Source organism: Candidatus Poriferisocius sp., from assembly GCF_965202595.1.
In the GTDB taxonomy this organism is placed as follows: domain Bacteria; phylum Actinomycetota; class Acidimicrobiia; order Acidimicrobiales; family Bin134; genus Poriferisocius.
Genome location: NZ_OZ241836.1, coordinates 2,563,836 through 2,590,088 on the forward strand (window position 1 = coordinate 2,563,836; position 26,253 = coordinate 2,590,088).

23 protein-coding genes are annotated in these 26,253 nt (G+C 63.5%); 11 read left to right on the top strand and 12 right to left on the bottom strand.

All coding sequences use genetic code 11. From position 1 onward, the window contains the following. Positions 1-55 precede the first annotated feature (55 nt). The 3 genes from ACOGXC_RS11565 to otsB all read left to right on the top strand — a co-directional run bounded on the left by ACOGXC_RS11565 (position 56) and on the right by otsB (position 6,563). The gene (locus ACOGXC_RS11565; RefSeq protein WP_419918340.1) at positions 56-2,326 is read left to right on the top strand and encodes an arylsulfatase; all 2,271 of its coding nucleotides are present in this window, start codon (positions 56-58) and stop codon (positions 2,324-2,326) included. A 112-nt stretch (positions 2,327-2,438) separates the two neighbouring features. Next, positions 2,439-3,830: an alpha,alpha-trehalose-phosphate synthase (UDP-forming) gene (locus tag ACOGXC_RS11570; protein WP_419920072.1), complete on the top strand. Its 1,392-nt coding sequence runs from the start codon at positions 2,439-2,441 to the stop codon at positions 3,828-3,830. Between the two features lie 72 nt (positions 3,831-3,902). Beyond that, entirely contained in the window at positions 3,903-6,563 is a 2,661-nt protein-coding gene (otsB, locus tag ACOGXC_RS11575; RefSeq protein WP_419918341.1) for a trehalose-phosphatase, read from the top strand. A gap of 37 nt (positions 6,564-6,600) precedes the next feature. Here otsB and ACOGXC_RS11580 read toward each other — a convergent pair whose 3' ends face one another. Further along, the gene (locus ACOGXC_RS11580; protein ID WP_419918342.1) at positions 6,601-6,867 is read right to left on the bottom strand and encodes a hypothetical protein; all 267 of its coding nucleotides are present in this window, start codon (positions 6,865-6,867) and stop codon (positions 6,601-6,603) included. Between the two features lie 280 nt (positions 6,868-7,147). Here ACOGXC_RS11580 and ACOGXC_RS11585 point away from each other — a divergent pair, with 280 nt between their 5' ends. The 4 genes from ACOGXC_RS11585 (at position 7,148) to ACOGXC_RS11600 (ending at position 10,860) form a co-directional block, all read left to right on the top strand. Next, a complete protein-coding gene (locus ACOGXC_RS11585) occupies positions 7,148-8,053 on the top strand; it encodes an ABC transporter ATP-binding protein (RefSeq protein ID WP_419918343.1) in 906 nt (301 codons plus the stop codon). A gap of 224 nt (positions 8,054-8,277) precedes the next feature. Then, positions 8,278-9,150, top strand: coding sequence for an ABC transporter permease subunit (locus tag ACOGXC_RS11590; protein WP_419918344.1), 873 nt, complete (start codon positions 8,278-8,280; stop codon positions 9,148-9,150). Further along, positions 9,147-10,127 (top strand): ABC transporter ATP-binding protein, encoded by a 981-nt coding sequence (locus ACOGXC_RS11595; protein WP_419918345.1) that lies wholly within the window; start codon positions 9,147-9,149, stop codon positions 10,125-10,127. Before ACOGXC_RS11590 ends, ACOGXC_RS11595 begins: the two co-directional genes overlap by 4 nt. Positions 10,128-10,161: 34 nt before the next feature. Then, positions 10,162-10,860, top strand: coding sequence for a hypothetical protein (locus ACOGXC_RS11600; protein ID WP_419918346.1), 699 nt, complete (start codon positions 10,162-10,164; stop codon positions 10,858-10,860). 115 nt (positions 10,861-10,975) lie between these two features. On the opposite strand, the gene ACOGXC_RS11605 is transcribed toward ACOGXC_RS11600, so the two are convergent. The 3 genes from ACOGXC_RS11605 to ACOGXC_RS11615 form a co-directional block, all read right to left on the bottom strand. Next, a complete protein-coding gene (locus tag ACOGXC_RS11605) occupies positions 10,976-13,918 on the bottom strand; it encodes a UPF0182 family protein (RefSeq protein WP_419918347.1) in 2,943 nt (980 codons plus the stop codon). Positions 13,919-13,930: 12 nt separating this feature from the next. After that, positions 13,931-14,776, bottom strand: a complete 846-nt coding sequence (locus ACOGXC_RS11610; RefSeq protein ID WP_419918348.1) for a hypothetical protein — start codon at positions 14,774-14,776, stop codon at positions 13,931-13,933. Positions 14,777-14,864: 88 nt separating this feature from the next. Beyond that, on the bottom strand, positions 14,865-15,959 hold the full coding sequence (locus ACOGXC_RS11615; protein WP_419918349.1) for a PDZ domain-containing protein: 1,095 nt from the start codon (positions 15,957-15,959) through the stop codon (positions 14,865-14,867). A gap of 142 nt (positions 15,960-16,101) precedes the next feature. Between ACOGXC_RS11615 and ACOGXC_RS11620 the strand changes: the two genes are divergently transcribed. Both ACOGXC_RS11620 and ACOGXC_RS11625 read left to right on the top strand, forming a co-directional pair. Further along, a complete protein-coding gene (locus ACOGXC_RS11620; RefSeq protein ID WP_419918350.1) occupies positions 16,102-16,275 on the top strand; it encodes a hypothetical protein in 174 nt (57 codons plus the stop codon). Next, positions 16,275-16,940: a HEAT repeat domain-containing protein gene (locus tag ACOGXC_RS11625; protein WP_419918351.1), complete on the top strand. Its 666-nt coding sequence runs from the start codon at positions 16,275-16,277 to the stop codon at positions 16,938-16,940. Before ACOGXC_RS11620 ends, ACOGXC_RS11625 begins: the two co-directional genes overlap by 1 nt. Before the next feature lie 48 nt (positions 16,941-16,988). Here ACOGXC_RS11625 and ACOGXC_RS11630 read toward each other — a convergent pair whose 3' ends face one another. From ACOGXC_RS11630 to ACOGXC_RS11640, 3 genes are all read right to left on the bottom strand, one after another. Then, on the bottom strand, positions 16,989-17,984 hold the full coding sequence (locus ACOGXC_RS11630) for a rod shape-determining protein (RefSeq protein ID WP_419918352.1): 996 nt from the start codon (positions 17,982-17,984) through the stop codon (positions 16,989-16,991). A gap of 4 nt (positions 17,985-17,988) precedes the next feature. Then, positions 17,989-18,591, bottom strand: a complete 603-nt coding sequence (locus ACOGXC_RS11635; RefSeq protein ID WP_419918353.1) for a molybdenum cofactor biosynthesis protein MoaE — start codon at positions 18,589-18,591, stop codon at positions 17,989-17,991. Positions 18,592-18,673: 82 nt separating this feature from the next. Beyond that, positions 18,674-19,834 carry an NAD-dependent epimerase/dehydratase family protein gene (locus ACOGXC_RS11640; RefSeq protein ID WP_419920073.1) on the bottom strand — a complete coding sequence of 387 codons (1,161 nt, stop codon included), beginning with the start codon at positions 19,832-19,834 and terminating at the stop codon, positions 18,674-18,676. Positions 19,835-19,945: 111 nt separating this feature from the next. Here ACOGXC_RS11640 and ACOGXC_RS11645 point away from each other — a divergent pair, with 111 nt between their 5' ends. Continuing rightward, the gene (locus tag ACOGXC_RS11645; protein ID WP_419918354.1) at positions 19,946-21,124 is read left to right on the top strand and encodes a zinc-dependent metalloprotease; all 1,179 of its coding nucleotides are present in this window, start codon (positions 19,946-19,948) and stop codon (positions 21,122-21,124) included. Here the strand turns inward: ACOGXC_RS11645 and ACOGXC_RS11650 are convergent. From ACOGXC_RS11650 to pstB, 5 genes are all read right to left on the bottom strand, one after another. Beyond that, complete coding sequence (locus ACOGXC_RS11650) at positions 21,063-22,346, bottom strand: MFS transporter (protein ID WP_419918355.1); 1,284 nt, start codon at positions 22,344-22,346, stop codon at positions 21,063-21,065. The genes ACOGXC_RS11645 and ACOGXC_RS11650 overlap by 62 nt on opposite strands. A 10-nt stretch (positions 22,347-22,356) precedes the next feature. Then, positions 22,357-23,109 (bottom strand): response regulator, encoded by a 753-nt coding sequence (locus ACOGXC_RS11655; protein WP_419918356.1) that lies wholly within the window; start codon positions 23,107-23,109, stop codon positions 22,357-22,359. A 2-nt stretch (positions 23,110-23,111) separates the two neighbouring features. Then, positions 23,112-24,563, bottom strand: a complete 1,452-nt coding sequence (locus tag ACOGXC_RS11660) for a sensor histidine kinase (RefSeq protein WP_419918357.1) — start codon at positions 24,561-24,563, stop codon at positions 23,112-23,114. Then, a complete protein-coding gene (gene phoU, locus ACOGXC_RS11665) occupies positions 24,560-25,303 on the bottom strand; it encodes a phosphate signaling complex protein PhoU (RefSeq protein ID WP_419918358.1) in 744 nt (247 codons plus the stop codon). Before phoU ends, ACOGXC_RS11660 begins: the two co-directional genes overlap by 4 nt. Before the next feature lie 75 nt (positions 25,304-25,378). Further along, on the bottom strand, positions 25,379-26,149 hold the full coding sequence (pstB, locus tag ACOGXC_RS11670) for a phosphate ABC transporter ATP-binding protein PstB (RefSeq protein ID WP_419918359.1): 771 nt from the start codon (positions 26,147-26,149) through the stop codon (positions 25,379-25,381). Here pstB and ACOGXC_RS11675 point away from each other — a divergent pair. Continuing rightward, positions 26,105-26,236, top strand: coding sequence for a hypothetical protein (locus ACOGXC_RS11675; RefSeq protein ID WP_419920101.1), 132 nt, complete (start codon positions 26,105-26,107; stop codon positions 26,234-26,236). The two genes, pstB and ACOGXC_RS11675, sit on opposite strands and share 45 nt — an antisense overlap. Positions 26,237-26,253 lie beyond the last annotated feature (17 nt).

Sequence of the window (26,253 nt, forward strand, 5' to 3'; positions counted from 1 at the left end):
AATGGCCCACCGGGGTGCTCCTGCGCTCCATAAGCCGGTGTGCTAGCAACCACCCATGACATCTGAGGATCAAAGCTCCGCTCAAAGCTCCGCTCAAAGCTCCGCTCAAGGCTTCGGCGGTGTGGTGGGTGACACGGTGGGGGAGTCCATCCCGTGGTGGCCCGATCCGGTGACCCCGCCGCCGGGCAGCCCCAATGTGGTGGTGATCGTTCTCGACGATGTGGGTTTTGCCGATCTGGGTTGCTTCGGCTCCGAGATCGACACCCCGAACATGGACGACCTGGCGGCCCGCGGCCTGCGATACAACAACTTCCACACCACGGCCGTGTGCTCGCCCACTCGGGCCTGCCTGCTCACCGGGCGCAACCACCACTCGGTGGGCATGGCGGTGGTCAGCAACTGGGACACCGGCTTTCCCGGCTGTACCGGGCGCATCACCAACCGGGCCGCCACGCTGGCCGAGATGCTCCGCCCCGCGGGGTACTCCACCTTCGCAGTGGGCAAGTGGCACCTGGCCCCCATCGAGGACACCACTCCGGCCGGCCCGTTCGACCAGTGGCCGCTCCAGCGGGGTTTCGACCGTTTCTACGGGTTCATGGATGGGGCCACCAACCATTGGGATCCCGACCTGGTGGCCGACAACCACCACATCGACCGGCCCGACCGGCCCGACTACCACCTGACCGAGGATCTGGTCGAGCAGGCCATCGGCATGGTAACCGGGCAGACCTCGGCATGGCCCGAGCGGCCGTTCTTCCTCTACCTGTGCTTCGGCACCGGTCATTACCCGCTACACGCCCCCAAACCCTACATCGACCGCTACAACGGCCGTTACGACGCCGGCTGGGGGGCCATCCGCCAGGAGCGGTTCGCCCGCCAGAAGCGCACCGGGATCATTCCGGCCGGCACCGAGTTGCCCCCGTTCAACCCCGGTGTGCCCGACTGGAACGAGCTGAGCGCGGACGAGCAGAAGGTGGCCGCCCGGATGCAGCAGGCCTATTCGGGAATGCTCACCCACACCGACGAGCATCTGGGCAAGCTGGTGACCACCCTCCGGGAGATCGGTCGGGCCGAGAACACCGTGTTCGTGCTGCTGTCCGACAACGGGGCCACCGCTGAGGGCGGTGTTTCGGGCCATGAGAACGCCATGCGCTACATCAACGGCCTCGACCCCCGACCCCTGGACCAGCAGTTGGCCGACATCGACGGCATCGGCGGCCCCAACTCGTGGACGGTGTACCCGATGGGATGGGCCATGGCCGGAAACACCCCGCTCAAGTGGTACAAGCAGAACACCCATGCCGGTGGGGTGCGCGATCCGCTCATAATCTCGTGGGCCGCGGGGATAACCGAAAACGGGGCCATCCGTACCCAGTACCACCACGTGAGCGACATCGCCCCCACGCTGCTGGAGATCATTGGTTTGAACGAGCCGGCCGAGATGGGCGGGGTGGCCCAGATACCGATGGAGGGCACATCCATGGCCTACACCTTCTCGGACAGGCACACCGCCACCGCCAAAACGGAGCAGTACTACGAGATGCTGGGCCACCGGGCCATGTGGGCCGGCGGCTGGAAAGCGGTCACCCGCCACATTCAGGGGGAGAGCTTCGACGACGACCGCTGGGAGCTGTACCACCTGGACCGGGACTTCTCCGAAACCCGGGACCTGGCCGGCACCGAGCCCGAACGGCTGGCCTCGCTCATCGACCGCTGGTGGGCGGCGGCCCGGGCCCATCAGGTGCTACCCCTGGACGACCGCATCCTGGAGCGCTTCCACGTGCCCAAACCCCGACCCATCACCAACCGGTCCCGGTTCGTGTACTACCCGGGCGCCTACATACCCAGCGACGGATGCCCCGACCTCAAGAACGTGTCCTACGGGATAACCGTGGAACTGGACCGGGCCGGTAGCGACGACGGCACCCTGGTGGCCTGCGGTGACGTGTCCTCGGGCTTCGCCCTGTTCATCCGGAACGGCCGGCTGGTGTGGGACTACAACATGGCCTGGGATCACTACACGGCAATGTCGGAAAGTACCCTGCCATCAGGACGGCTCACGGTGGCGGCAACCTTCGAGCGCACCGGCAACCACGCCGGGGTGGGCCGGCTGCTGGTCAACGGTGACGAGACGGCATCGGTGGCCATGCCCCACACCCACAGCACCCACATCCACGCGGTGGGCATCAGCGTGGGCTTCACCCGGGCCCCATCCCCCAGCCGGCGCGTCACCGGCCGATTCCCCTTCACCGGCCGCATCATCCGAGCCACCATCGACCTGGGCGACGACCGTGAACCCTCCGACCAGGCCTTGATCCTGGACTGAGCGGCCCAAGATTCAATAACCCCTCCAATACCCTTTCGGCTGATTGATTCAATAACCCCCCCAATACCCTTTCGGCTGATTGGTGGTGCGATAGCTTGGCCGGGTGGCCGTGGTGGACCAGAAGTGGAACTTCGTGGTCGCGGCCAACCGGCTCCCGGTAAGAAGGGTGTGGGAGGGCGACACCGCCCGTTGGGTTCCGAGTCCCGGCGGGCTCGTGTCGGCTTTGAGGCCGGTCATGTCGGGCAACCCCGATGCGGTCTGGGTCGGCTGGTCGGGGATTCCCGGGGCCGGAGCCGAACCCTTCGAGACGGACGGGTTCCAGTGCCATCCGGTCGGCATTAGCCAGGGAGAAATCCAACAATTCTACGAAGGATTCTCCAACGCCACCCTCTGGCCGCTCTTCCACGATGCTCTGGTGCCGCCCGAATACCACCGCACCTGGTGGGATGCCTACCGGACCGTCAATCAGCGCTACGCCACCACCGTGGCCGAACTGAGCCAACCCGGGGCCACGGTGTGGATCCACGACTACCACCTGCAACTGGTGCCCGGCATGCTGCGGCAGGTCCGTCCCGACCTCAGGATCGGATTCTTCCTCCACATCCCCTTCCCCGCCCGTGAGCTGTACATACGCCTGCCCTGGCGGACCGAGATAATCAACGGCCTGCTGGGGGCCGATCTGATCGGCCTGCAAACCCCGCTGGGAGTTCACAACTTCTGCCGGTCGGTTACCCGCATTACCGGAGCCAAAACCACGGGCAAGGTCATCGAACACGACCGCATGACCACCCAAGTGGAGGCCTTCCCCATCGGTATCGATGTCAACCGGGTTGTCGGGCTGGCCACCGATCCAACGGTGCGGACCCGGGCAGCCGAGATTCGCCGCACCCTGGGCTCGCCAACCACCGTGCTGCTGGGGGTGGATCGCCTCGACTACACCAAGGGCATCGAGGTTCGGCTGCGGGCCTTCCGGGAACTACTGGCCGAGGGTCGGCTGCCGGTTGACCACTGCGTGCTCGTGCAGATAGCCGAGCCCAGCAGATCGCGGGTGACCGGTTACACCGAAGTCCGCCAAGCGGTGGAGCAGCAGGTGGGCGACGTGAACGGGAACTTCGGGGTGATGGGCCGACCCGTGGTCCACTACCTGCACCGGAGTCACCCCATCGAGGAGCTGGTGGCCATGTACCTCATCGCCGATGTAATGCTGGTCACCCCTTTGAGGGACGGCATGAATCTGGTGGCCAAGGAATATGTGGCCTGCCGAACCGATAATTCGGGGGTTCTGGTTCTGTCGGAGTTCACCGGAGCGGCCCAGGAACTGCGAACCGCCGAGTTGATCAATCCCCACGACATCGAGGGGTTGAAAACCACCATGGAAGCTGCTGCTCACCGCTCCGATACCGACGCCGAACCGGCCATGCGGGCCATGAGACGGGTGGTGAGGACCAACACCGCCCAGCGATGGGCCGAGCGCTTTTTGACCCGACTGGGGAAGCTCCGGTGAAAGAGCGCTTTTTGACTCGACTGGGGAAGCTCCGGTGAAAGAGCGCTTTCTCGCTCGTTTGGAGGAACGTCATTGAACGAGCACAACTCCAGCAGCGCTCACACCCGCGGCTCGATCCTGGTGGGCAAGGATGTTGAAACCAGGCTCAAGGAGCTGGCCCGGGTACCGGTGCTGCTCGTGGCCTGCGACTACGACGGCACGCTTGCGCCCATAACCGACAACCCCGATAAGGCCCGTCCCACCCGGGAGTCGGTGGCCGCGGTGCGACAACTGGCCTCCATGCCCGACACCCATGTGGCGGTTATCTCCGGACGGGCGCTGCGGGATCTGGCCGCGCTGAGCCGCCTTCCCGAGGAAATTCACCTGGTGGGGAGCCACGGCAGCGAGTTCGACGTGGGCTTCGCCGACGATCTGCGGCCCGAGCAGCAGGACCTGCGCGATCGGTTATTGAAAGAACTGAACCAGATCGCTCGCCGGGACCTGGGGTTCATCATCGAACCCAAACCGGCAGGGGTGGCCTTTCACTATCGCAAAGCCGACCCCGAGATCGCCGCGGAGGCGCTGGACGCGATATTGAACGGCCCGGGCAAATGGGAGGGAGTCCATCTCAAAAGCGGGAAGATGGTGATGGAGCTGTCGGTGCTGGACCTCAACAAGGGTCACGCCCTGGATCGGCTGAGAGCAGAAGTATCAGCCGAGGCCGTGGTTTTCGCCGGAGACGATGTGACCGACGAGCAGGCATTTGCCCATCTGGGAGGCCCCGATCTGGGGCTCAAAGTGGGCCCCGGTCTGACCCTGGCCCATGCCCGGCTGGAAAACCCATTGGAGGTGGCTCAAGCCCTGGCCCTGCTGGCCGAGCGGAGAAGAGCCTGGCTGATGGGTGAACACGCCCTGCCCATCGAGCGCCACAGCCTGCTCAGCAACCAGAGCACCGTGGCACTGGTAACCGCCGATGCCTCGGTGAACTGGATGTGCCACCCCCGAGCCGACTCCCCAGCGGTGTTCGCGGGGCTGCTGGGAGGGGCAAGGGCCGGCCATTTCTCCATCAGCCGCCACGACAAGAGCCCACCCATCTCGCACCGCTACCTGGACGGCACCATGATCACCGAGACTCGCTGGTCGGACATAACGGTGACCGATTACCTGGACTGCTCCGACCAGGGGTCATCGGTATCGCCAGAACAGGTTCAGATACCTAGTGGGCCACTACCAGAACAGGTTCAGATACCTAGTGGGTCGTCAGCATCGGCGGGCCGCACCAACCTGATCCGGGTCGTCGAAGGAACCGGGCGTATCCGTATCGAGTTCGCCCCCAGGCTGGACTTCAGCCGAGCCCCCACCGGGGTGCACGTAACCAACGGTGGTCTTGGGGTGTGGGGAGCGGCCGAGACCATGATCCTGCTATCCCCCGGAGTGAGCTGGGACATTGTCAACGACGGCCCTCACCAGACCGCAGTAGCGGATGTCCAGCTCGACGGGACCCCTCTGGAGTTGACCCTGTGCCTCGGTGTCCACCTCCACCCTCCCCGATCCGGGAGGGCTGAAACCGACCGCCGCCGGATCACCAAACAGTACTGGCGAGACTGGGTGGAGGGTTTGACATTGCCGCCGGTCGCCGCCGAGGAGGTCGCGCGGTCGGCGCTGGTACTGAAAGCGCTGTGCTACAAGCCTTCCGGGGCGGTGATGGCCGCCGCCACCACCAGCCTTCCCGAGGTCATGGGCGGGGTACGCAACTGGGACTACCGGTACTGCTGGCCCCGGGATGCCAGCATGAGCGCAGCCGCACTGCTGTCTTTGGGCAGCACCCAGGAGGCCGGTGCCCTGCTGGACTGGATTCTCGACCGGGTGGAGCACCTCCCCAGCCCAGAACAGCTACGACCGGTGTACCCGCTGGTGGGGGACGAGGCCCTGCCCGAGGCGGTGCTGCCCGAACTGGCCGGGTATGCGGGAAGCCGTCCGGTGCGGATCGGCAACGCCGCCGAGCACCAGGTGCAACTCGACGTGTTCGGCCCGGTGGTGAACCTGGCTTGGCAACTGTGCCAGGTCGGAATGACCCTGACCGAACGGCACTGGCAACTGGTGAAAGCGGTGGTGGGGGCGGTAGCCACCCGCTGGCACCAACCCGACCACGGCATCTGGGAGGAACGTCGCCCACCCCGCCACCATGTGCACTCCAAGGTGATGTGCTGGATGGCGGTGGACCGGGCCATAAAAATCGCCCAGAGATTGGACCGGGATCTGGCCCGATGCTGGAGCCCCCTGCGCCACCGGATCGCCGCCGATGTGATCGAGAACGGATGGAGTGAACAGCGCCGCTCCTACACCTCCGCCTACGGCTCCACCGATATCGACGCCGGCTTGTTGTGGATCGGCCTCAGCGGGCTTATACCTCCCACCGACAGCCGGTTCGTATCCACCCTGAAGGCGGTGGAGAGCGAGCTGCGCGACGGCCACACCGTGTACCGCTACCGTCACGACGACGGGCTGCCCGGCATGGAGGGCGGATTCCTGATCTGCACCTCATGGCTGATCGAGGCCTACGTGCTCATCGGCCAACTCGACGATGCCCGCACCCTGTTCGACCGCTACCTGGATCTATGTGGCCCCACCGGGCTGCTCCCCGAGCAGTACGACCCCAGAACGGAGCGACTGCTGGGCAATCACCCCCAGGCCTACTCCCACCTCGGCCTCATCAACGCGGCCCTGGCCCTGTCGTCAGCCAACCACGGCTGACCAGCACTCGAGAAGCAAGCCTGGAACGCCGGCACCCCTAATTCGTGGCAGCGTTGCGGAACTCGCCCAGCATTTCCATCCACAAGCGGTTGGTGATTGCGGTGTTGCCGGGCAGGGAGGTCAGGCAGTCGTCAACCTGGGCCACCATCTCAGGCATATCGGCGGCCACCAGCCGCAGATCCAGCAGACCGTCCACCACCCGGGAACGGCTGGTGAGTTCCCCATCAATGGCATCCAGCAGCCGATCCACCAACTCGGTGATCTCGATCAGGGTCGCTGGGTCACGGACGGTTTCCAATGTCACTGGCATCTCCCTTTAACTAACCGATTGAAGGCTACAACCACTGCACCCCTGGATGTGTTCCCACGGTTGCCCACCCCTGTATCCGTTCCCACGTTTTCATGGGTTCCTATGGCTGGATCCGTTCCCACGTTTTCATGGGTTCCTATGGCTGGATCCGTTCCCACGGTTTCATGGGTTCCTATGGCTGGATCTGTTCCCACGGTTTCATGCTACCGGCTGTGGTGACAGTTGGTTACCGGCACGAGCACCCAACTCGAACCCAAAGCGATAGGATCCACCCATGGCCGGGGCGATCATCTCCGCTCGGGGGGTGCAGAAGAGCTACGGCTCCAACCATGTGCTGAGAGGGTTGGACTGCGAGGTACGGGGAGGGGTCACCGGACTGCTGGGATCCAACGGCGCGGGCAAGAGCACCTTCATGGGGCTCATCCTGGGCCTGCGCCCCCGCCAGGGTGGCGAGCTGAGCGTTCTGGGAGCAGACCCCGATCGGAGCGGGGCCGAAATACGGGCCCGTCTGGGTTACGCCCCCGAGCACCACGACCTTCCCGGCGATGTGCAGGCCGCCGATCTGGTGCGCCACATTGCTCAACTTCACGGGCTGCCCCGCAGAGCCGCCACCGAGCGGTCGAGCAACGCTTTGTGGCAGGTCGGGTTGGGGGAGGAGAGGTTTCGACCCATCGGCACCATGTCCACCGGCCAGCGCCAGCGGGTGAAGATAGCCCAAGCCATCGCCCACGATCCCGATCTGCTGCTGCTGGACGAACCCACCGACGGGCTGGATCCGATGCAGCGAGACGACATGCTGGAGCTCATCCGGCGGGTGGGCCGCGAGTTCGGCATCGACATATTGCTGTCGTCCCACCTGCTGGAAGAGGTTGAGCGGGTGTGCGACTCGGTGTTGATCCTCACCAACGGTGTGGTGGGACACAGCAGTTCTCTCCGGGACATGAAGGACACGAGCAACGGCATCAGGGTGGAGTTGGATGATGATCCCCGCCCGCTGGCCGAGGCATTGGCCGCCAGGGGCGCTCAAGCAAGCGTGGAGGGGCAAGCGGTCACCGTTACCGGAGGTGGTGAGGTGGGCGACCTGGTGAGAGACCTTGTTGCCGATCTGGGCCTGGGCTTGCGCCGCTTGGAGCCCGGACGTACCAGCCTCGAAGACGTGTTCATCGAGGCCTCGCAATGACAACCCTGCAAGACGTGTTCATCGAGGCCTCGCAATGACAACCCTGCAAGACGTGTTCATCGAGGCCTCGCAATGACAACCCTGCAAGACGTGTTCATCGAGGCCTCGCAATGACAACCCTGCAAGACGTGTTCATCGAGGCCTCGCAATGACAACCCTGCAAGACGTGTTCATCGAGGCCTCGCAATGACAACCCTGCAAGACGTGTTCATCGAGGCTTCCCGATGACCGAGGCCCGCATATACGACCGGGGCTACGTGGCCTACGAGGGTCCTCGCCACAGCCCCGGTAGCGCCATGTTGAACTTGGCCTATCACACCGTGCAGCGGGTGCTCGGCCTGAAGCGGTCCAACTGGCAGAAGGTGCTGCCTGCGATCACCTTGCTGATCGCTTTCGTGCCCGCCATCGTGTTTGTCGGTATAGCCGCCTTGCTTCCGGGCACCGACGAGCTGCCTATGGGCAAGTCGGGTGATTACTACGACATCATCGTGTGGGCGCTGTTCCTGTTCGCCGCGTTCGTAGCGCCCGAAGCGGTCTGCACCGACCGCCGCAGCGGCATGCTCGGTTTGTACCTGGCATCCCCGCTGAACCGGGACACCTACCTGGTAGCCAAGTTCGCCGCAGTGGTGGCTGTTTTGGGAATAATGACCATGGGGCCTCAGCTTTTGATGCTCATAGCATTCACCTTGGATGGTACCGGCCCTGACGGGGTTAATGCCTGGTTCGCAGAGTTGGGGCGGCTGCTTGCCGCGGGGGTGATGATGGCGGTGTTCTGGGCATCGCTATCGCTGGCAATTTCCAGCCTTACCGATCGGCGCACCCGGGCCAGCGTAGCCGTTTTCCTAATCCCGCTGGTGAGCCTGGCTATCGGTAGAGGCCTCTCCGAGGGTGCAAAATGGGGCGATTCGTGGGCGCTCGTGGATTTGATCTCCTTGCCGGTGGAAGCGGTCTTTCGCATTTACGGCGAGGTTGGTATTGAAGATTATGTAATCAGGCACGTGGATACGTGGTCGGTGTTTCTGGCCGCCGTTGGCTTCATACTCGCAGCCGGACTGTTCGCTCGCTGGCGCTATCAGAACATCGAGGTGAAGGGATGAACACCGCTGGACACCCGCCTCCCGCACCGCCAATGGGGGCCGCAACACCGCAGCCCACCGCACCGCCAATGGTGCAGGCCATCGGGGTGTCCAAATGGTTCGGCGATTTGGTGGCCGTATCGGATGTGAGCTTCAGCATTGGAGCGGGTGTCACGGCCTTGTTGGGGCCCAACGGGGCGGGCAAATCCACCCTTTTGCGGATCATGTGCGGGCTGGCCAAACCATCCAACGGAACCGTAAACATACTGGGCAAGAACCCCCGAGCCGACGTGGGGGTACTCGGACGCCTGGGCATGGTGCCACAGCAGGAGTCACTGCTGGATCATATGACCGGCCGGGAGTTCGTGGAGTTGGCGGCCAACCTGTACAACGTTGCCAACCCCTCCGAAGCAGCCCGACACGCCATACAAACGGTGGAGTTGGATCCGGATGACCACCGGCACCTCTCCACCTACTCCAAAGGCATGCGTCAGCGCATCAAACTGGCACAGGCCATAGTCCACGATCCTGTGGTGATCGCCCTGGACGAGCCCCTGACCGGCCTCGACCCCCGGCAACGCCGGGAGATGATCGCGCTGTTTCATCGTCTGGGTGAGCAAGGAAAGTGCGTGATCGTGTCCAGCCACGTGCTCGACGAGGTGCAGCGGTTCGGCTCCCGCGTGCTGGTGATAGCCCAAGGCCGGTTGGCAGCCGAGGGCGACTTCCACGAAATCCGCAACCTGATGGACGACCGGCCGCTGCGCATCAACATTCGCACCGACAAACCCCGAGCCTTGGCCATAGCCCTTCTGCACAAAGGGGTTATCTCCGGATGCCGGCTGGAAGAGGACGATTCCGTTGTGGTTCACACCTCCGATGCGTTGGCGTTTCGCCGGGCAGTGGCACCTGCGGCCCGCGATGAGAGCGCCTCGCTACTGGAACTGCGACCCCTGGACGACGACCTGGAGAGCGTGTTCAAATACCTGGTGGGGCAATGACAATGACGTTGCCAAAGATGAACCCGGTGGGGCAATGAACACTCATGTGTACCGGGTGTTGGTTCGCAGCCAGCTCAACCCCGGCCGACTCATAGCTCTGGCCGGCCTGAGCGCCGTGGCCATCTTGCTGGCCTTCGTGGCCCGGACCACCAGCAATCGACTTGAATCCGCCACCGAGAGCATTGCCAATTACGGCATCAACATCTTCGTCCCGTTCATTGCCCTGTCGTTGGGCTCAGCCGTGCTGGGCGACCTAGTGGAAGACCGCACGCTGGTTTACCTCTGGCTTCGCCCGGTGGGTCGCTACCGGATAGCCGTAGCGGCCTATGCGGCGGTGGTGAGCGTGGTGGGCCCCCTTGCGGTGGCGGTTACCGTGACCGCCGCAGCAATAACCGGGGTGGAACAACTTGTAGGAGCCACCGCGGTGACAACCGCGCTGGCGGTTGTGGCCTACTCGGGGATATTCGTCTCCCTGGGTTTGCGTTTCAAGCGGTCGCTGCTGATCGGTCTGGGCTATATCGCCATCTGGGAACTGCTGCTGTCCCAGTTGGGCGACTGGTTCGCTCGCCTATCGGTGCGCAGCTACCCCTTGAGTATCCTGTCGGATGCCACCGGCGTGAGCATACGCCTGGCCGAGCGCTCCGTAACCATGTCGTATGTGGTACCCGTTGCCGTGGGTTTGGCCGGGCTGATCTACACCTCATGGCACCTCACCAGCACCGAGATCGACTGAGTGGCTCGAGCCGAACTACCCCGCCGGAGGGTTTAAAGAGAGTTTCGAGCTAACCGCCGGAGGGTTTACAGAGAGTTTCGAGCTAACCGCCGGAGGGTTTACAGAGAGTTTCGAGCTAGCCCTCGGAGGGGTCGAGCAGGGTTTCGAGTTCCTGGATGAGGCCATCCAACCGGCGGCGATCCTCGTCAATGGAATCCTGGGTGGTTCGCAACTCCGAAATGAGCTCGCTCAGAGCCTGCCGGGTGTCTTCATCCAGGGGAGCCTCACCGGTAACCGGAGGCTCGCCCGCGGGCGCCGGCTGGGAATCGTCCGGTTCGGGTGCAGCCCGGGGCGGCTGAATGGGGGGTGCCGAAGGATCGGAAAGGGCGGCCAGAGCCTCCTCCAGCGTCGGACGAATGCGCAGCACGAAGTCGTCGTCGTTGCCGACACCGGCAATCACCCGCTTGACCTGGGGCAACTCGGTGTCCCCGGTGGCCTGCACGTAAACAGGCCGCACGAACAGCAGCGAATCGCCCACCGGGATCATCAGCAAGTTGCCCTGGAGCACGGTTGATCCCTGCTGGTTGAGCAGGGTGAACTCTTCGGCTATCTGAGTATCGGCCTGAATCTTGGCATCAACGATGCTCGGACCGGGAATGCTGGTGTCGGGCACGGTGTAAACCACCAGCTCCCCGTACTCGTCCTTGTCGCTCTTGGCCGCAATGAACGCGGTCAACTCCTTGCGTTCATCCTCCTCATCACCAGACCCGGAAACCGGCACGAAGGTTCTGAATATCACGAAGTCCAGATCCTCTTCCTCGGGCAACTGGAGGAGCTGGTAGAACGGGCGGATCCTGCGCTCTAGCTGGCGAGTTGCCGATGCAGTGGCCGTCTCCTCGGCGGCAATGGCATCGGTAACCTCATCGAGGAAGGTGCGAGCGGTGATGCGGGTACCAGGGTCCTGAGCCACCGCCCAGGTAACGGAGTTGGCGTAAAAAGTCTCGGCATCATCTATGAAGTAGCGGGCCCACATGGTGGTCTGAACCCGGAAAAGATCTTCCGGGTAACGCAGGTGGTTCTGAAGGTTGGCAGGCATCTTGTCGAAATCCTCGAACAGGCTCGGAAACACCTTGCGCCACACCTGGATGATGGGGTCTTCGGGGTCGAGCACGTAAAAGGTGGTGTCGCCGTTATAGGCATCCACCACAACCTTCACCGAGTTACGCACGTAGTTGAACTTCTTGCGCAGACCGCTTTGAGGGGCTAGGTCCCCCACATCGGGAACCTGGCTGTAGGGATAGCGGTCGCTGGTCGTGTAAGCATCCATGATGTACACAACCCTGCCGTCGTGGATAACCGGATAGGGATCAGCATCCAATTCCAGGAATGGTGCCAGTTTCTGCACCCTGGTGCGAAGGTCACGATTGAAGATGATCCTGGAGTCGCCCTCTACGAAACCTGAGATCAAAGGATTGATGTCGCCGAACCTCAGGGCAAATGCAACCTGGCGGAAGAAGCTGCCAATTCCGACACCTTCGCTGCCACTATAGGTATACGGCACGGTCTCGTTGGCCTCGGTGTAGTCAACCTCGGGGATCGAGGCCCCCACGATGGCGTAACCGGTAAGGTTCTCCCCGATGTAGAGCTGCGGGCGGGTAACCTTTAAATCGCTCTTGGCCACAACCGGCACATCTCCCACCACAAAGTCGGGAGAACCCTGGGTTGTAACCGCATTCACAGGAGCCACCGCAACTCCGTAACCGTGGGTGTACTGGATGTGCCGCCCCTCCCAGGAAGGCTGGGGGATGTCATCCACGTTGAGTTGGCGGGCTCCCACCACCACTTCGGTTACCTCGCCGTCGATCTCGTAGCGGTCTACATCCACCTCATTGTTGAAGGTATAAAAGGTGCGCTCCGCCTGCTCCACCTGAAATGCGTTGGGCACGATATCGGGATCCAACAACCTGATGTTGCTCACGCTCGGACTACTACCCAACTCTTCCACGGTGATCTCGGTGTCGGGAGAAAACTGCCGTTCGATCACGTTGTCGATGCCCAACGCATGGCGCGTGGCTTCGATATTGCGTTCTATGTAGACAGCTTCCTTCTTCGACTCCTCCGGTTCGGCCCGAAAGCGCTGGATAACCGCCGGATAGATCGCCCCCATGATGATGGCGACAACCATCCACAAACCCACCGCGGTCACCGGCAGCACCCAACCCCGCTGCCATATGTTGATGACCAGCAGGACCGCCGACAGCACCGAGATCAACAGCAGCAGGTTGAGCGCGGGCAACTGGGCGTTCACGTCGGTGTAGGACGCCCCGTGTACCGGACCCCGGGTGGAGAAGTTGAGACTGTAGCGGTCGTACCAGTAGCCAACGGCCCGAACCAGGGCAATGAGGGCCAGCAGCACCGACAGATGCACCTTCACCTGGGGGGTGACCCGCTGCCCGTTGGTCTGGAAGCGAATGCCGCCGTTCACATAGTGGGCGATCGCGGTGATTACCGCCACGATGATGAGCGCCCGGAACACCCAACTGACCAGGAACTGGATGAACGGCAGCCGGAATATGTAAAAGCCGATGTCCTGGTTGAACTGCGGATCGTCCAAGCCGAAGTCCATGCTGTTGAAGAAGAGCATGGCTTTTTGCCATTCCCCACCGGTACCCCCACCCACGATAAGGGCCAGCAGCACGGCTATTACGACGCTCACCAACCGGCGGCGATGACCCACTGCGGTGTAGTAGTGGCGAAGCAAGTCCTCCTCCGGCCCGGGCGGTCGGGAGGAGGGAGCAATGCGGTCGGCAAGTGCCAGGTTGGAGTACAGCAACAAAAAGAACAGGACGATGAAAACGACCGAAATAACTATCTTGTAGATCAGGATCTCGCCCCAGACCCCCCCGTGGCCGAGATGGTCGAACCACAAGTAGTCGGTCCAGAGACGAGCAAGGCCCCGCAACGACAGGATGGTGACCAGCAGCACCAACACGATGAGCCCCAAGATGATCTTGGATCGGCGCGAGAACCGCGGCCGAGATGGTTGGCGCGATCCGGACGCACTTCTGGGAACTCGCATACCGGGGTAAGGCTACTCGTCGCCGGCTGGGATCTTTGCAGCATCCCGCATGATTTCGCGATCTTCCTGCGGCGGATCGCTGCGGGATCGCAGGCGGGCAAAGACGGCCTCCACCTGCTTGCTGTCCTCCGCACCAGCCAGCACGGGATGCTCAACCACAACCGGATCGCACTCGCCGTCCCCCGCACCAGCCAGCACGGGATGCTCAACCACAACCGGATCGCACTCGCCGTCCCCCGCACCAGCCAGCACGGGATGCTCAACCACAACCTCCACCGGACCGCTATCCGGGATCATTCCCACGGTTTGGGCATCGTCCAACTCCGACAGCAGAGCCAAGTCGGAGGGGCCGGTTTCTTCCTCAACCCTACGAGCAGCGGTATCGGCCACAACTTTGGCCTCGGCCAGCGACAGCTTGGCCAATTCCAGGGACTGGTCGATGGAATGCCGGGCTTCGAGCAGGGTAGCCATCAGCTTGTCACGTCCGGCCCGGAGCCGTTCGACCTGGACTCGTGCCGTCTGGCGACGGCGGGCCATGTCCCTCAGCACCGTCAGCCGGAGTGTCTTGGCCTGCTCCACGATCTCCCGGCCCTGGGCCCGACCCTTTTCGACCTCGGCTTCGGCCTGCTCCCGAGCCTGCTGAAGCAACTCGACCTCGGCTTCGGCCTGCTCCCGAGCCTGCTGAAGCAACTCGACCAATGATCGGGCCCGCTCACCGGCCTGCTCCAACAATTCCACCACTTCGCCGGCACTCGGTATATCCGGCCGCGACCCCATGGCCTCGGCGGTTCTCTCCAGCTCCCCGACCAGCCGGTCTATCCGGGATACCACCTCAGTGAGCTCGGCATGCCCCGGCACTGGGGAGGACCCCACCCCACCGGGATCCAACCGTCCAAAGGAAGGCTCTACGGGAGGGCGCTCAACCATAGTGCAAATCGTAGCCCCGTCACGACGGGGCCAGCGCGTCCAGAGCCTCTTGCAGAGATGTGACCCCCACTACCTGCATGTCGTCACCAGCGTGGGCAACGGCTTCGCTCAAATTGGCGGCCGGCACCAGCAGAAGATCCACACCGGCCCGGACCGCGGCGATGGCCTTTTGATCCACTTCCCCGACGGTACCCACTGAACCATCGAGGGAGATCGTGCCGGTGGCCGCCACCCTCCTTCCCCCGGTAAGCTCGCCGGGGGTCAACAGGTCGATGATCCCGATCGTGAGGGCCAAACCGGCAGATGGCCCCCCGATCCTGCCGCTGTCGATGGCAACGTCCACCGGTAACTCGTCCACGGCAATCCGCTCGCGCGCCCCAATACCGATCACAGGCCGGCCGGCCCCATTGGGGAACTCGATCAACTCCACCTCCACCAATTCCACCGATTCGCCACCCACCCGATCCACGTCCAGGGCAACCGTCTGACCGGCATCGAAAGAGGTTAGAGCGCCGGTCAGGTCGGCCAGATCAGCCACGGGAACCCCTTCGATCCCTACGATCACATCGCCTGGTTCCAACACCTCGGCGGCAGGAGTCCCGCTCCTCACCTCGACCACCACGACCCCGTCCCGAGGTATGTCGTAACCCAGATGCTCCAACGCCACCACAACGGCGGTTTCCTGGGAGGACTCCATCCGCCGCTGGTTCAGCTTCCGCAGTTCGCTGCGGGTCCCGTCGCCGGTGAAGGACCGCTCGGGTTCGATGTCCACCCCCGACTCGAACTCCACACCGATGCGCTGCCAGATGGTCAGGCGTTCGCTCACCAACACGGTCACCAGTGCCACCTGGCTTTGGGGGGGGAACACCTCCGCACCCGAAATGGTGATCCGGGAGGGCACTTCCTCCACCGAGCCGGGTCGAACTGCCACCTGGTCGGTGCGCCAGAAGCTGAACACCACCGCGAGGATCGCCAGGATAACCACCAGCCCGGCCCCGGGTATCAGCCAGGCCAGATTGCGCCGCCACCACGACGGTGTACGTTGGCGATCACGCCGCCGGGGTCGTATCAGCCAGGCCAGATTGCGCCGCCACCACGACGGTGTACGGTCCATGTCGAGCGGAGCTATCCTGGGGTTTTCTGTGATTGACTGGTCGCGCATTCGTGGATCCCGACTCGACGATACTCCGATGATGTCATCGAGCTGGTGGCGGAAACGGTGGGCGAGCCGGCGAGCGCAAAGGCAGGAGCGGGATGTGCTCGCATCGTACCGGGCCGACTACGGCGAGAGATCCCGGTTCCGCTGGTGGCACCGCCTGCGGGCGGGGGTTGCCCTCATCGGTGTGGTCATACTCATGGGGGCGGGGCTGACCGTTCTGGTCGGCCTGTTCTTTGTCGGCATCACCATCGGGCTGGAAACGCTGGTGTGATGGGCAAACTCGAAGAACCCCCCGAGCCCAAACGGAAAGCCGGGAGGTTCAGCCGCCGCGACGTGGTGGTCGCCGGCCATGTGGGGGACATGGCAACCGCAAGGTCAGCCAAAAGCCACGCTGACCCCGCCACACGGGCTTCGGCCTACGGTGCCCTCGCCCGGATGGGGGCGCTGGACAATGAGGATCTGACCGGCGCGCTCAGCGACCCGTCACCGAAGGTGCGGATGCGGGCCATCACCCTGGCTGTGGGACATCCTGAGGCTGTGGGACATGAGGCTGTGGGACATGAGGCACCGTTCACCGCTTTGCTGGACGACTCCTGCGATGAGGTGGTGGAGGTCGCGGCCTGGGCTTGCGGGGAGCAGGAGGCGACCGCTCCCAGCACCGTGACCCGCCTGGGGGAGTTGGCCACCGGCCATCCCAACCCTTTGGTGCGGGAAGCGGCCGTCGCCGCCTTGGGAGCGGTGGGCGATCCGGATGGGCTGGATGCCATCCTGGCGGCCACCACCGACCGGGCCGCCGTCCGGCGCCGGGCGATACTGGCCCTGGCCCCGTTCGACGGCCCCGAGGTGGAAAGCGCCCTCCGCCGAGCAGCAAAAGACCGCGACCGGCAGACCAGGGATGCAGCCGAGATGCTCATCCAAGCCGAGTTCACTCCATGAACATGGCCTGAACATCATCGCTCAATAAGCACCCCGACCAAGCCGAGTTCACTCCATGAACATGGCCTGAACATCATCGAAGGACTCGAGGCATCGGCCCGCTCCCACCACCACCGCCTCCAAAGGGGCACCGACCAGACTCACGGGAACTTCAGCGGCCTGAGACAGCCGTTCGGTCATTCCCCGCAGCAGCGACCCCCCACCGACCAGGTGGATGCCGTGGGTGATCACATCCTGCGACAGCTCGGGAGGAGCTTCGACCAGGCACGACACCACCGAGTCAACGATGGCCATGACCTGCTCGCTTATGGCGGCCCGCACCTCGAACGGAGACAGCACAATGGTTTCCGGCAAACCGTTCATGAGATTGCGACCTCGAACCTCGGCACTGCACTCACCAGCCGTGTAAGCCGCGGAACCGATGGTGATCTTGACCCCCTCGGCGGTGCGCTCCCCAATGGCAATGCCGAACTGGTGCCGAACGTAGGCCTGGATGGCGGCATCGATATCGAACGACCCCACCCGGATGGCTTTGAGAGCAACCACCCCGCCCATGGAGATCAAGGCGGTCTCGCTGGTTCCCCCCCCTATATCCACCACCATGTTGCCGACGGGCTCATTGATCGGCAAGGAAGCCCCGATGGCCGCGGCCAGCGGCTGCTCGATGAGCCGGGTCTCGGCCGCCCCCGCCCGGCGGGAGGCCTCGATCACCGCCCGGCGTTCGACCGCGGTAATCGCCGATGGCACGCAGACAACCACCTTGGGGCGACTGAATCGATTGACCCCGGCCCGCTGGAGCAGCAACCGGATCATGCGCTGGGTGATCTCGAAATCGGTGATCGCCCCCTTACGCAGCGGGCGGACGGCCACGACGTGAGCCGGCGTTCGGCCGATCATTTGCCAAGCCTCACGCCCCATGGCCAGCACTTCGTTGGTCCTCCGGTTCAGCGCGATAACCGAGGGCTCGTTCAGAATGATCCCCTGGCCGCGGGCGTAGACCAGCGTGTTGGCCGTACCCAGATCGATAGCCAGGTCCCGGGCCATGGGATCAGCCGGTAGCCCCGCCTGCTGAGGAGGAAATCACAGCTCGGGAGGGAGTCGATTGCGAATCCTGGGGATCATCGGCATCCCCGAGAGCGAACGCCTCGGCAATGTGCTGGGACTCCCCGAGAGCGAACGCCTCGGCAATGTGCTGGGACTCCAGACCCCAGCTCTCACCACCCTCCCAGATCTCGCGCTTCCAAATCGGAACCGTCGCCTTCAGCCCATCGATGCAGAACCGGGCCGCGGCAAAAGCCTCCGGGCGGTGCGGGGCGGATACGGCAACCACAACTGCCGAATCACCGATCTCCACCCGGCCGGCACGGTGCAGCAACGCCACCCTTGCGATGCCGGGCCATCGAACCCGGGCTTCGGCAGCCAGAGCCTCCAGTCGAGGTACCACTTGCTCATGGTATGCCTCGTACTCCAGCACACTTACCCCCTGGCGGCCCTCGGAATGGTCACGGGCGGTTCCACTGAACAAAACGATGCCCCCACAATCCGGTCGACCCACCCAGGCCAGCACCCGATCCAGCGACAGCGGCGCTTCGCTGAGCCCCGTCCAAGTCTCAGCGGCTTCGGGCGGATTCACAGACGGGCTGGGGTTCATGGGATAACAACATGACTGACCGTCCAGGTCTCAGCGGCTTCGGGCGGATTCACAGGTTGAGTGTAAACCCGCAACCGCACCGCTAACGCAGCAGGCGGCGGGCGACCGCCAGAAATCCCCACAACAGCCCCAGCACCCCCGCAACCGCAACTCCCAGTGCCAGTTGCTGGCGGCGGCGGGAATCCAACATGCCCCACCGGTGGCCCTTGTGCCCGGATATGTAGGCCAGATCGCTGGTGTACTGGGGGGTCCACCCCGCGGCCCGGAGTCGATCGCTGCCCACAACCCAGGGAAACCGGGCATACTGGAACACGCTGGGGCAGGTGGGTACCAAACTGTGCCTCCCGCTCAAACGGCCGAGCAACGTCGGCGACTCCACTGCTGCACCTCCAACGTTGGGTCGGTGCCTCCACCACCACATGCTCAGGCGACCGAGCAACTGCTCCGGCAGGCGGACACGGGGGGTGAGCCCCTCGAGATCGAGGGTGGTTCCGCTGCTGATCCAGCCTTCCGGGGCGACGTTGTACACCCCGCTCAGATCGCCCACCACCGCCAGTTCGACCGCAGCCGCCAGATCGTCCAGGTGGAGGAATTGGACCGGAACCTCACCCTCGCGGGTGAGGTTGGTGGCTGAGCGCAAAGACCGGGCCACCCACCCCACATGATCCTCAGCCAGGCTGGTCGTGGGCCGCAGGGTGACGATGTCCACCGCGGGGTGATCCTCGGCCCACCGGGCAGCAAACCGCTCCTGTTCGGCCTTGTTCACCGCAAAGCTGAAGCCGGGTACCGGCCGCAAGGGAGAGGCCTCGGTGAGCGGAACAGGGTTATCGGGCCATGCGCCGTACACCATGGCCGTGGACATGAGCACGAGCCGACCTACCCCGGCCGACCCAGCAGCCTCCAAGAGCGTTCGGGTTACCTCACCATCACTGGCACCATCGGGAGCCCGGGCTGCCCCTGCCGGTGGACGAACTCTCCGCGTTCGGGTTACCTCACCATCACTGGCACCATCGGGAGCGCCGTCGGGCCACGGTTCCAGCGCTGATACCAGATGGACAAGCACATCCACTTCGCCAAGCCGGGTGTCGAGGTCAATCTCGGTGATGTCGCCGGAGACGTAATCCACCCCGGCGATCCCGGGATCGGCCCGCAAATCAAGGCCGACCACCGTACCTACCCGAGGATGATCCACCAGTCGCCGACATACCCGGTGGCCCAGCGGTCCGCCCGCACCCGCCACCACAACGGTCAACGGACTCATGTTCTTGCGGTTGTCGTCCAACAGGTCGGCACGGTCCCGCCCGCCCCCGCCACCACAACGGTCAACGGACTCACGGCAGTAGCATAAAGCAGCGTGGACGGCTTCGACTCACCTGACGAGTTCAATCCCTTCAAGGATCTACCCATCTTCGGGGACTTGAGCAAGCTTCTCTCCCAGCAAGCCTCATCGGTGTGGGAGGGGGCGCGCCAGTTCGCAGTGGCACTGGCCACCGATGGGCAGTCCGAACCCAATGTTGACCCCGCCGACCGGATGGCCCTGAACGAGCTGGCACGCGTGGCCGAGCTTCAAGTGGTCGATACCACCGGACTGTCGATCACCCGGGATGGCCGGACCGCGTCGGTGGTGCCCGTGACCCGAGCGCAGTGGGCCACCGCCACGTTGGACTCCTACCGGCATCTGTTGATGCCCATTGGAAAGATGGCCAGCCAGGACCCCACCGAGGACACACCCGATGATCCGACTCAGGCCATGTTCAATCAGATCATGAAGATGCTCAGCCCGACCATGCTGAGCATGACCGCCGGCAGCATGGTGGGAAATCTGGCTCGCCGGAGCCTGGGCCAGTACGACCTACCCATTCCCCGCGACGGGGAGGAACTGATGGTGATACCGGCCAGCATCGATGCCCTGGCCAAGGATTGGAGTTTGGACTCCTCCGACCTGCGGCTGTGGGTGTGCCTGAACGAATTGACCCATCACGCGGTGCTGTCGGTTCCCCATGTGGGGCAGCGGTTGAACGAGCTGCTGGTCAACTACGTCTCCAGCTTCAACACCGATCCCGGTGCGCTGGAGAGCCGGATGCGGGACCTGGACCTGGCCAACCCCGATTCGTTGAGCAGCCTCCAGTCGGTGCTGGGCGATCCCCAGGTAATCCTGGGGGCCATCCAATCGCCGAACCAGCGGGTTCTGCTACCGGAGATCACCGCTCTGGTGACGGTGATAACCGGCTATGTGGACTGGACGATGGACAGCATCGGGCACGGGCTTATCGGCTCATACTCGCGCCTCAGCGAGGCCCTTCGCCGGCGGCGAGCAACAACCGGCACGGCCGACCGCTTCATCGAACAGCTATTCGGCCTCAAGCTCACCCAGGATCAGTACGACCGGGGAGCAGCCTTTGCCGGCGGGGTGGTGGAGCGGGCCGGGGCCGGCGGTCTGGCCCGGCTGTGGAGCTCCGCGCGTGAACTCCCTACTCCTGCCGAGGTGGATGCCCCCGGCCTGTGGCTGGCCCGAATCGATCTACCAGATTAGGGGTGTACATCATCCAAAGTTTCAGGCCGGCCATCGCCGCCGCCACAGCGATGAGGAAGAACCCCAGCCGGGCCGGGATGGGAACGACCACGGGAATCAGCGCACCCATCACCCAGAAGAGCTGGAAGCGGGTCTCGAATGTGGCGAAGGCGCGCCCATGGTTGGCCCCTTCGGCATCGCGCTGCACGATGGAGTCGAAGGCCAACTTGCCCACGCTGGCCGTGGCACCCACGCCCAGAGCCAGCAGCAGCGTCGAGCCGAAACCTCCCCCCCAGGCCGCCACCACGCCCACAACGAACAGCCCGGCCAGCGCAGTGGCAATCACCGCCTCCTCCAGGAACCGATCCCGCAACTTGGGGGCGACCAGCGATCCGGTCAGGAACCCGCAGACGGTGGCCACCGCCACGAGCCCCAGCTTCCACACCGGGCTGGCATCGGAAGCCACATCGCCCTGGAGAGCATGACGGACACCCGCTCCGAATGCCTTGCCCACCCCGGAAAGGTTGACGTCGTCGGCACCACCCCGAAAAGCGAACGCGGCCAGAAACGTCATGAACCCGACAATGCCCCGCAAAGTGCCGGTGGCCAATGCCGCTCTGCGAATCCCGACACCCCGCAGCTTGCTCGACTCGTGATGGTCGGCCTGCTCCGGCACCGTTTCACCCTGGGGCAACCCGAACGAGACCAGGGTGCACAGTACGTAAACCACCATGGCCAGACCAACCACCCATGAAGCTCCCCCTATCAGGTTGACCAAAAGAGCAGGACCCGCGCCGAGGATGCCGGAGAGGCTCCCCACCAGAGCCAGGCGGGCGTTGCCCCCCACGAGTTGCTTTTCGTCACGAACGGTGAGGGGCACCATGGAGGCTTTGGTCACGCCGTAGCTCTTCTGAAGCACCAGCATGGCGAAAGCAACCGGGAACAGCAGCAAGGAATCAACGTTGGAAATCATCAAGAAGGCGAAGAACGCCCTGGCGGCGTTTATGGCGATGATCGTGTGCCGCCGACCCCCCCGGAAACGGTCCAGGGCGGGGCCGATCAGCGGTCCCACCACCGCGAAGGGGGCCATGGTCAGAACCAGGTAGAGGGTGACTCGAACCCGAGCCGCGCTGGGGTCTATGGAGAAGAACAGCGACCCCGCCAGCGCGATGGTGACCATGGCATCGCCGGCCGCCGAAAGGGTATGGACCCTGACCAGCCGCAAGAACTGGGTGCTGATCACATCGGGCAGACTACGGCGGAACCGCCCCACCCGAAACTTTGGCCGGGACGGCTTCGGCGACGACTCCGGTTACGTACTTGTAGCCCAGGCCGCGGATGGTCACTATATGGCAGGGATTCGAGGGGTCGGTCTCGATCTTGGAGCGCAGGCGCTTGATATGAACATCGAGCGTCTTGGTGTCACCCACATAGTCACTGCCCCACACCCGGTCGATCAAAGCATCACGGGTCAGCACCCGCCCCGCGTTGGCCATCAGCAACCCCAGCAGGTCGAACTCCTTCAGCGGCAACTCGATCTGCTCGCCCCGAACCCATACTTCGTGCCGCTCCGGGTTGACCGTAACATCGCCCACCTCAATGGTTTCCCCCCGGAAAATCTCGCTCTCCATGGTCCATCGAGACCTCCGCAGCAATGATCGCATCCGGGAAATCAACTCCCGCAGCCGGTAGGGCTTGGTCACGTAGTCGTCCGCCCCCACCTCCAGGCCGACCACGGCATCGATCTCCTCACCCTTGGCGGTGAGCATGATGATGGGAACCCGGGAGCAGGCCCGGATCTGGCGGCACACATCTATCCCCGAAACCAGGGGCAGCATCACATCCAGCAACACGATGTCGGGAGAAATCGCATTGAAAAAATCAAGGGCCTCCTTGCCATCGCGGGCTACCCGCACGGTGAACCCCTCACGGGTCAGCCCCACCGTCAACGCTTCGACGAACGACTCCTCGTCCTCGACAACCAGCACACGACCCGACCCGCTCACAATTACGCTCCCACCGGCTGCGCCGAACGGTGATCCGGCTGCATTCCCACCGCCAGGGCCGAACGTGAACCACTCCAGGCTGCTAGGTCCAGGTCGTGGCTATCAGCCTCGGGCTCCGGCGCGCCATCGGAGATCGGTACCAGGAGCTTGAACGTGGATCCCTCCCCCACTTTGGACTCCACCTTGACCTCGCCCCCGTGATTGGTGGCCACATGGCGAACTATGGCCAGGCCCAAACCGATGCCGCCGCCGGTCCGCTCCCGGGCCGGATCCACCTGGTAAAACCGCTCAAAAATACGTTTCTGGTGGTTCAGGGGTATTCCGTATCCCTGGTCGCGCACTTCCACCTCGACGCAATCACCATTGATCCGGGTGGTGACCCCAACCTGACTCCCGGCCTCGGAGTACTTGATTGCATTGTCCAGCAGGTTGGACACCGCAGTGGTGAGCTGCCGGCGATCGGCTCGAACCACCAGGTCCGGGGAGGGCAGAACCACATCCAGGAGCATCTGCTTTTGATCGGCGGCGGGCTTGACCCGAGAGAGGGCTTCGGTGACCACCTGCTGGATCACCACCGGGTATCGCTCAGAAGTCTCGTTGTTCTCGATCCGGCTGAGTTCCAGCAGGTCATCCACGATATCGGACAGCCGGGTGGCCTCGGTCTGCACCCTCACCGCCAGCCGGGACACCACTTCGGGATCGGTCTCACCGATCAAGGTCTCGGCCAAAAGGCTGAGTGCCCCCATCGGGGTTCTCAACTCATGGCTGATGTTGGATACGAAGTCTCGGCGCATGGCATCCAGCCGCCGGGGTTCGGTGACATCATCAATGAGGGCCACCAAGCCGAAGTCCTGGCCCACCAACCCGTATTGGCGGTTGAGGTTGTCGAGTTCCGGCCCGCTTTGGCGGTTGAGTTGATCGAGTTCCGGCCCGCTTTGGCGGTTGAGTTGATCGAGTTCCGGCCCGCTTTGGCGGCTGAGTTGATCGTCGCTGCCATCGAGGGCAGAGGCGAACCGCAACGGCATGGCGCAGATGAACAAGCACCGGCGAGGAGGGCCGAACAACTCCACCTCCCGCTCCGCCACCCTTCCCCCGGCCGCCTCGGCAAAGAGTTCAGCCACGGTTGCCTCCACCAGAGCCTCGCCGTGGCGAGCTTCGGTGAACGGCTGGGCGTAGGGGTTGCGGTACAGCACGGCACCGGATGAATCGGCCACTATCACCCCCTGGGTAATGGCATCCAGCGCCAGCCTGAGGCGGGTTTCGCTCCTGGCCAACTCACCCATCCGGCGGGAGTGCAGCGCTTCGTTGCGGCGACGATTCTCCTCGGCTCCCACAAAACGCCGGTGCTCACGCCACGCCACCACACCGGCCAGAACCAGACCCGCCAGCAATAGGACGAACACCACGATACCCCCGGCCCAGGGCAGGTGTCCGGTGACGTTCACAGAACTCACTCCGGGGCCTCGGAATCGATATCGTAGTCCTTGCGCATCTGCAATCGCGCCGAACCGGTGTACTCGGGAAGCCACCCGGTGACCATGTACACCACCCGTTCCCCGATATTCACGGCGTGGTCGCCGATGCGTTCGTAGTACCGGCTGATCAGGCAAAGGTGCACCGCGGCCTGAAGGTCGATGGACCCTTCGTTGTGAGCCTGGAACACCGCCTGCACGCATTCGCGGTTGAGGTTGTCGAGTTGATCGTCGATGTCATCGAGGGCCGCGGCCAGACCGGCGTTGCCATCCACGTAGGAGTCGATGGCCAGACGCACCAGCCGGCAGGCCTCCTCGCTCATCCTCACCAGAAGGCCCCGAAGAGCAGCGTCATAGCGGGTGCCGTAAATGCGTCGGGTGGCCTTGGCGATGTTCACCGCCAGGTCGCCCGACCGCTCCAGCTCGGCATTCAGCCTGAGAGCAGTGCTGAGAGCTCGCAGGTCGCCGGCCATGGGAGCCTGAAGGGCGAGCACGTTGTGGCAGCGCTCCTCGAGATGAACCGACAGGTCGTCGAGACGGTCATCAGCATTAATGAGCTGCTGGGCCAATTCCAGGTTGGACTCCAACAGCGACTCGGTTGCCCGGGGAACGGCCTCGGTTACCAGCGCGGCCATGTGAACGATGCCCGTTTGGATCTCGTCCAGCTCCTCGTGAAAGGACTTTCGCAGTTCCCCCACCGCGACCTCCTGCTCATTCTGCATGCTATTCAGCCAAACCTTCCGGTCACATAGTTCTTATTGTTCACCCGAAACTTCCGGTCACATAGTTCTCATCACTCAGCCAAACCTTCCGGTCACATAGTTCTCGGTTCGCTCGTCTGAGGGGTTCGAGAAGATGGTCTCGGTCCGGTCGTATTCCACCAGGAGACCGCACCGCTGATCGGTTGTGGCATCGAGCTGGACAGTGAAGAAGGCGGTGCGGTTGCTGATGCGAGCGGCCTGTTGCATGTTGTGGGTGACGATCACGATGGTGTACTCGCTCTTGATCTCCTGCATCAGATCTTCGATACGGGCGGTGGCAATGGGGTCGAGAGCCGAGCAGGGTTCGTCCATCAGCAACACATCGGGGTCAACGGCCACAGCCCGGGCTATGCATAGCCTTTGCTGCTGACCCCCGGAGAGCCCCAGCGCGGAGTCCTTCAGCCGGTCCTTCACCTCGTCCCACAACGCAGCCCGATTCAACGACCGCTCCACAATTTCGTCCAATTCTCTTTTCTTTCTGGCCATACCGGTAACCCGGGGACCAAAGGCGATGTTGTCATAAATGGACTTGGGAAACGGATTGGGCTTTTGAAACACCATACCGATGCGCCGGCGAACCTCGACCGGATCCACCCGAGGATCGTAAATGGGCACGTTCTGGAAGTCCAAGCGACCCTCCACCCTAGCTCCGGGGATGAGGTCATTCATCCGATTGAAGCAGCGCAAAACCGTAGTTTTACCGCAGCCGGAAGGACCTATCATGGCAGTTATCTCGTGTTTGTGCACCGTAAAAGTAGCATCATGAACAGCCCGGAAACTGCCATAATACACGTCAAGGTTTTCCACCTCGAAAACCGCTTCTGCTTTGGGCTCAACAATCTGCGCTTCTCTTCCCAGATTCAGGTCGATGCTAGAAAAGGTTTCCTGCGCTAGTTGCTCATCTCTACCGG

Coding starts and splice junctions, on each gene's coding strand:
- ACOGXC_RS11565 (WP_419918340.1), top strand. CDS start 56: ATGACATCTGAGGATCAAAGCTCCGCTCAAAGCTCCGCTCAAAGCTCC.
- ACOGXC_RS11585 (WP_419918343.1), top strand. CDS start 7,148: ATGGCCGGGGCGATCATCTCCGCTCGGGGGGTGCAGAAGAGCTACGGC.
- ACOGXC_RS11590 (WP_419918344.1), top strand. CDS start 8,278: ATGACCGAGGCCCGCATATACGACCGGGGCTACGTGGCCTACGAGGGT.
- ACOGXC_RS11595 (WP_419918345.1), top strand. CDS start 9,147: ATGAACACCGCTGGACACCCGCCTCCCGCACCGCCAATGGGGGCCGCA.
- ACOGXC_RS11600 (WP_419918346.1), top strand. CDS start 10,162: ATGAACACTCATGTGTACCGGGTGTTGGTTCGCAGCCAGCTCAACCCC.
- ACOGXC_RS11605 (WP_419918347.1), bottom strand. CDS start 13,918: ATGCGAGTTCCCAGAAGTGCGTCCGGATCGCGCCAACCATCTCGGCCG.
- ACOGXC_RS11615 (WP_419918349.1), bottom strand. CDS start 15,959: ATGGACCGTACACCGTCGTGGTGGCGGCGCAATCTGGCCTGGCTGATA.
- ACOGXC_RS11625 (WP_419918351.1), top strand. CDS start 16,275: ATGGGCAAACTCGAAGAACCCCCCGAGCCCAAACGGAAAGCCGGGAGG.
- ACOGXC_RS11630 (WP_419918352.1), bottom strand. CDS start 17,984: ATGGCCCGGGACCTGGCTATCGATCTGGGTACGGCCAACACGCTGGTC.
- ACOGXC_RS11635 (WP_419918353.1), bottom strand. CDS start 18,591: ATGAACCCCAGCCCGTCTGTGAATCCGCCCGAAGCCGCTGAGACTTGG.
- phoU (WP_419918358.1), bottom strand. CDS start 25,303: ATGCAGAATGAGCAGGAGGTCGCGGTGGGGGAACTGCGAAAGTCCTTT.
- ACOGXC_RS11675 (WP_419920101.1), top strand. CDS start 26,105: ATGAACAGCCCGGAAACTGCCATAATACACGTCAAGGTTTTCCACCTC.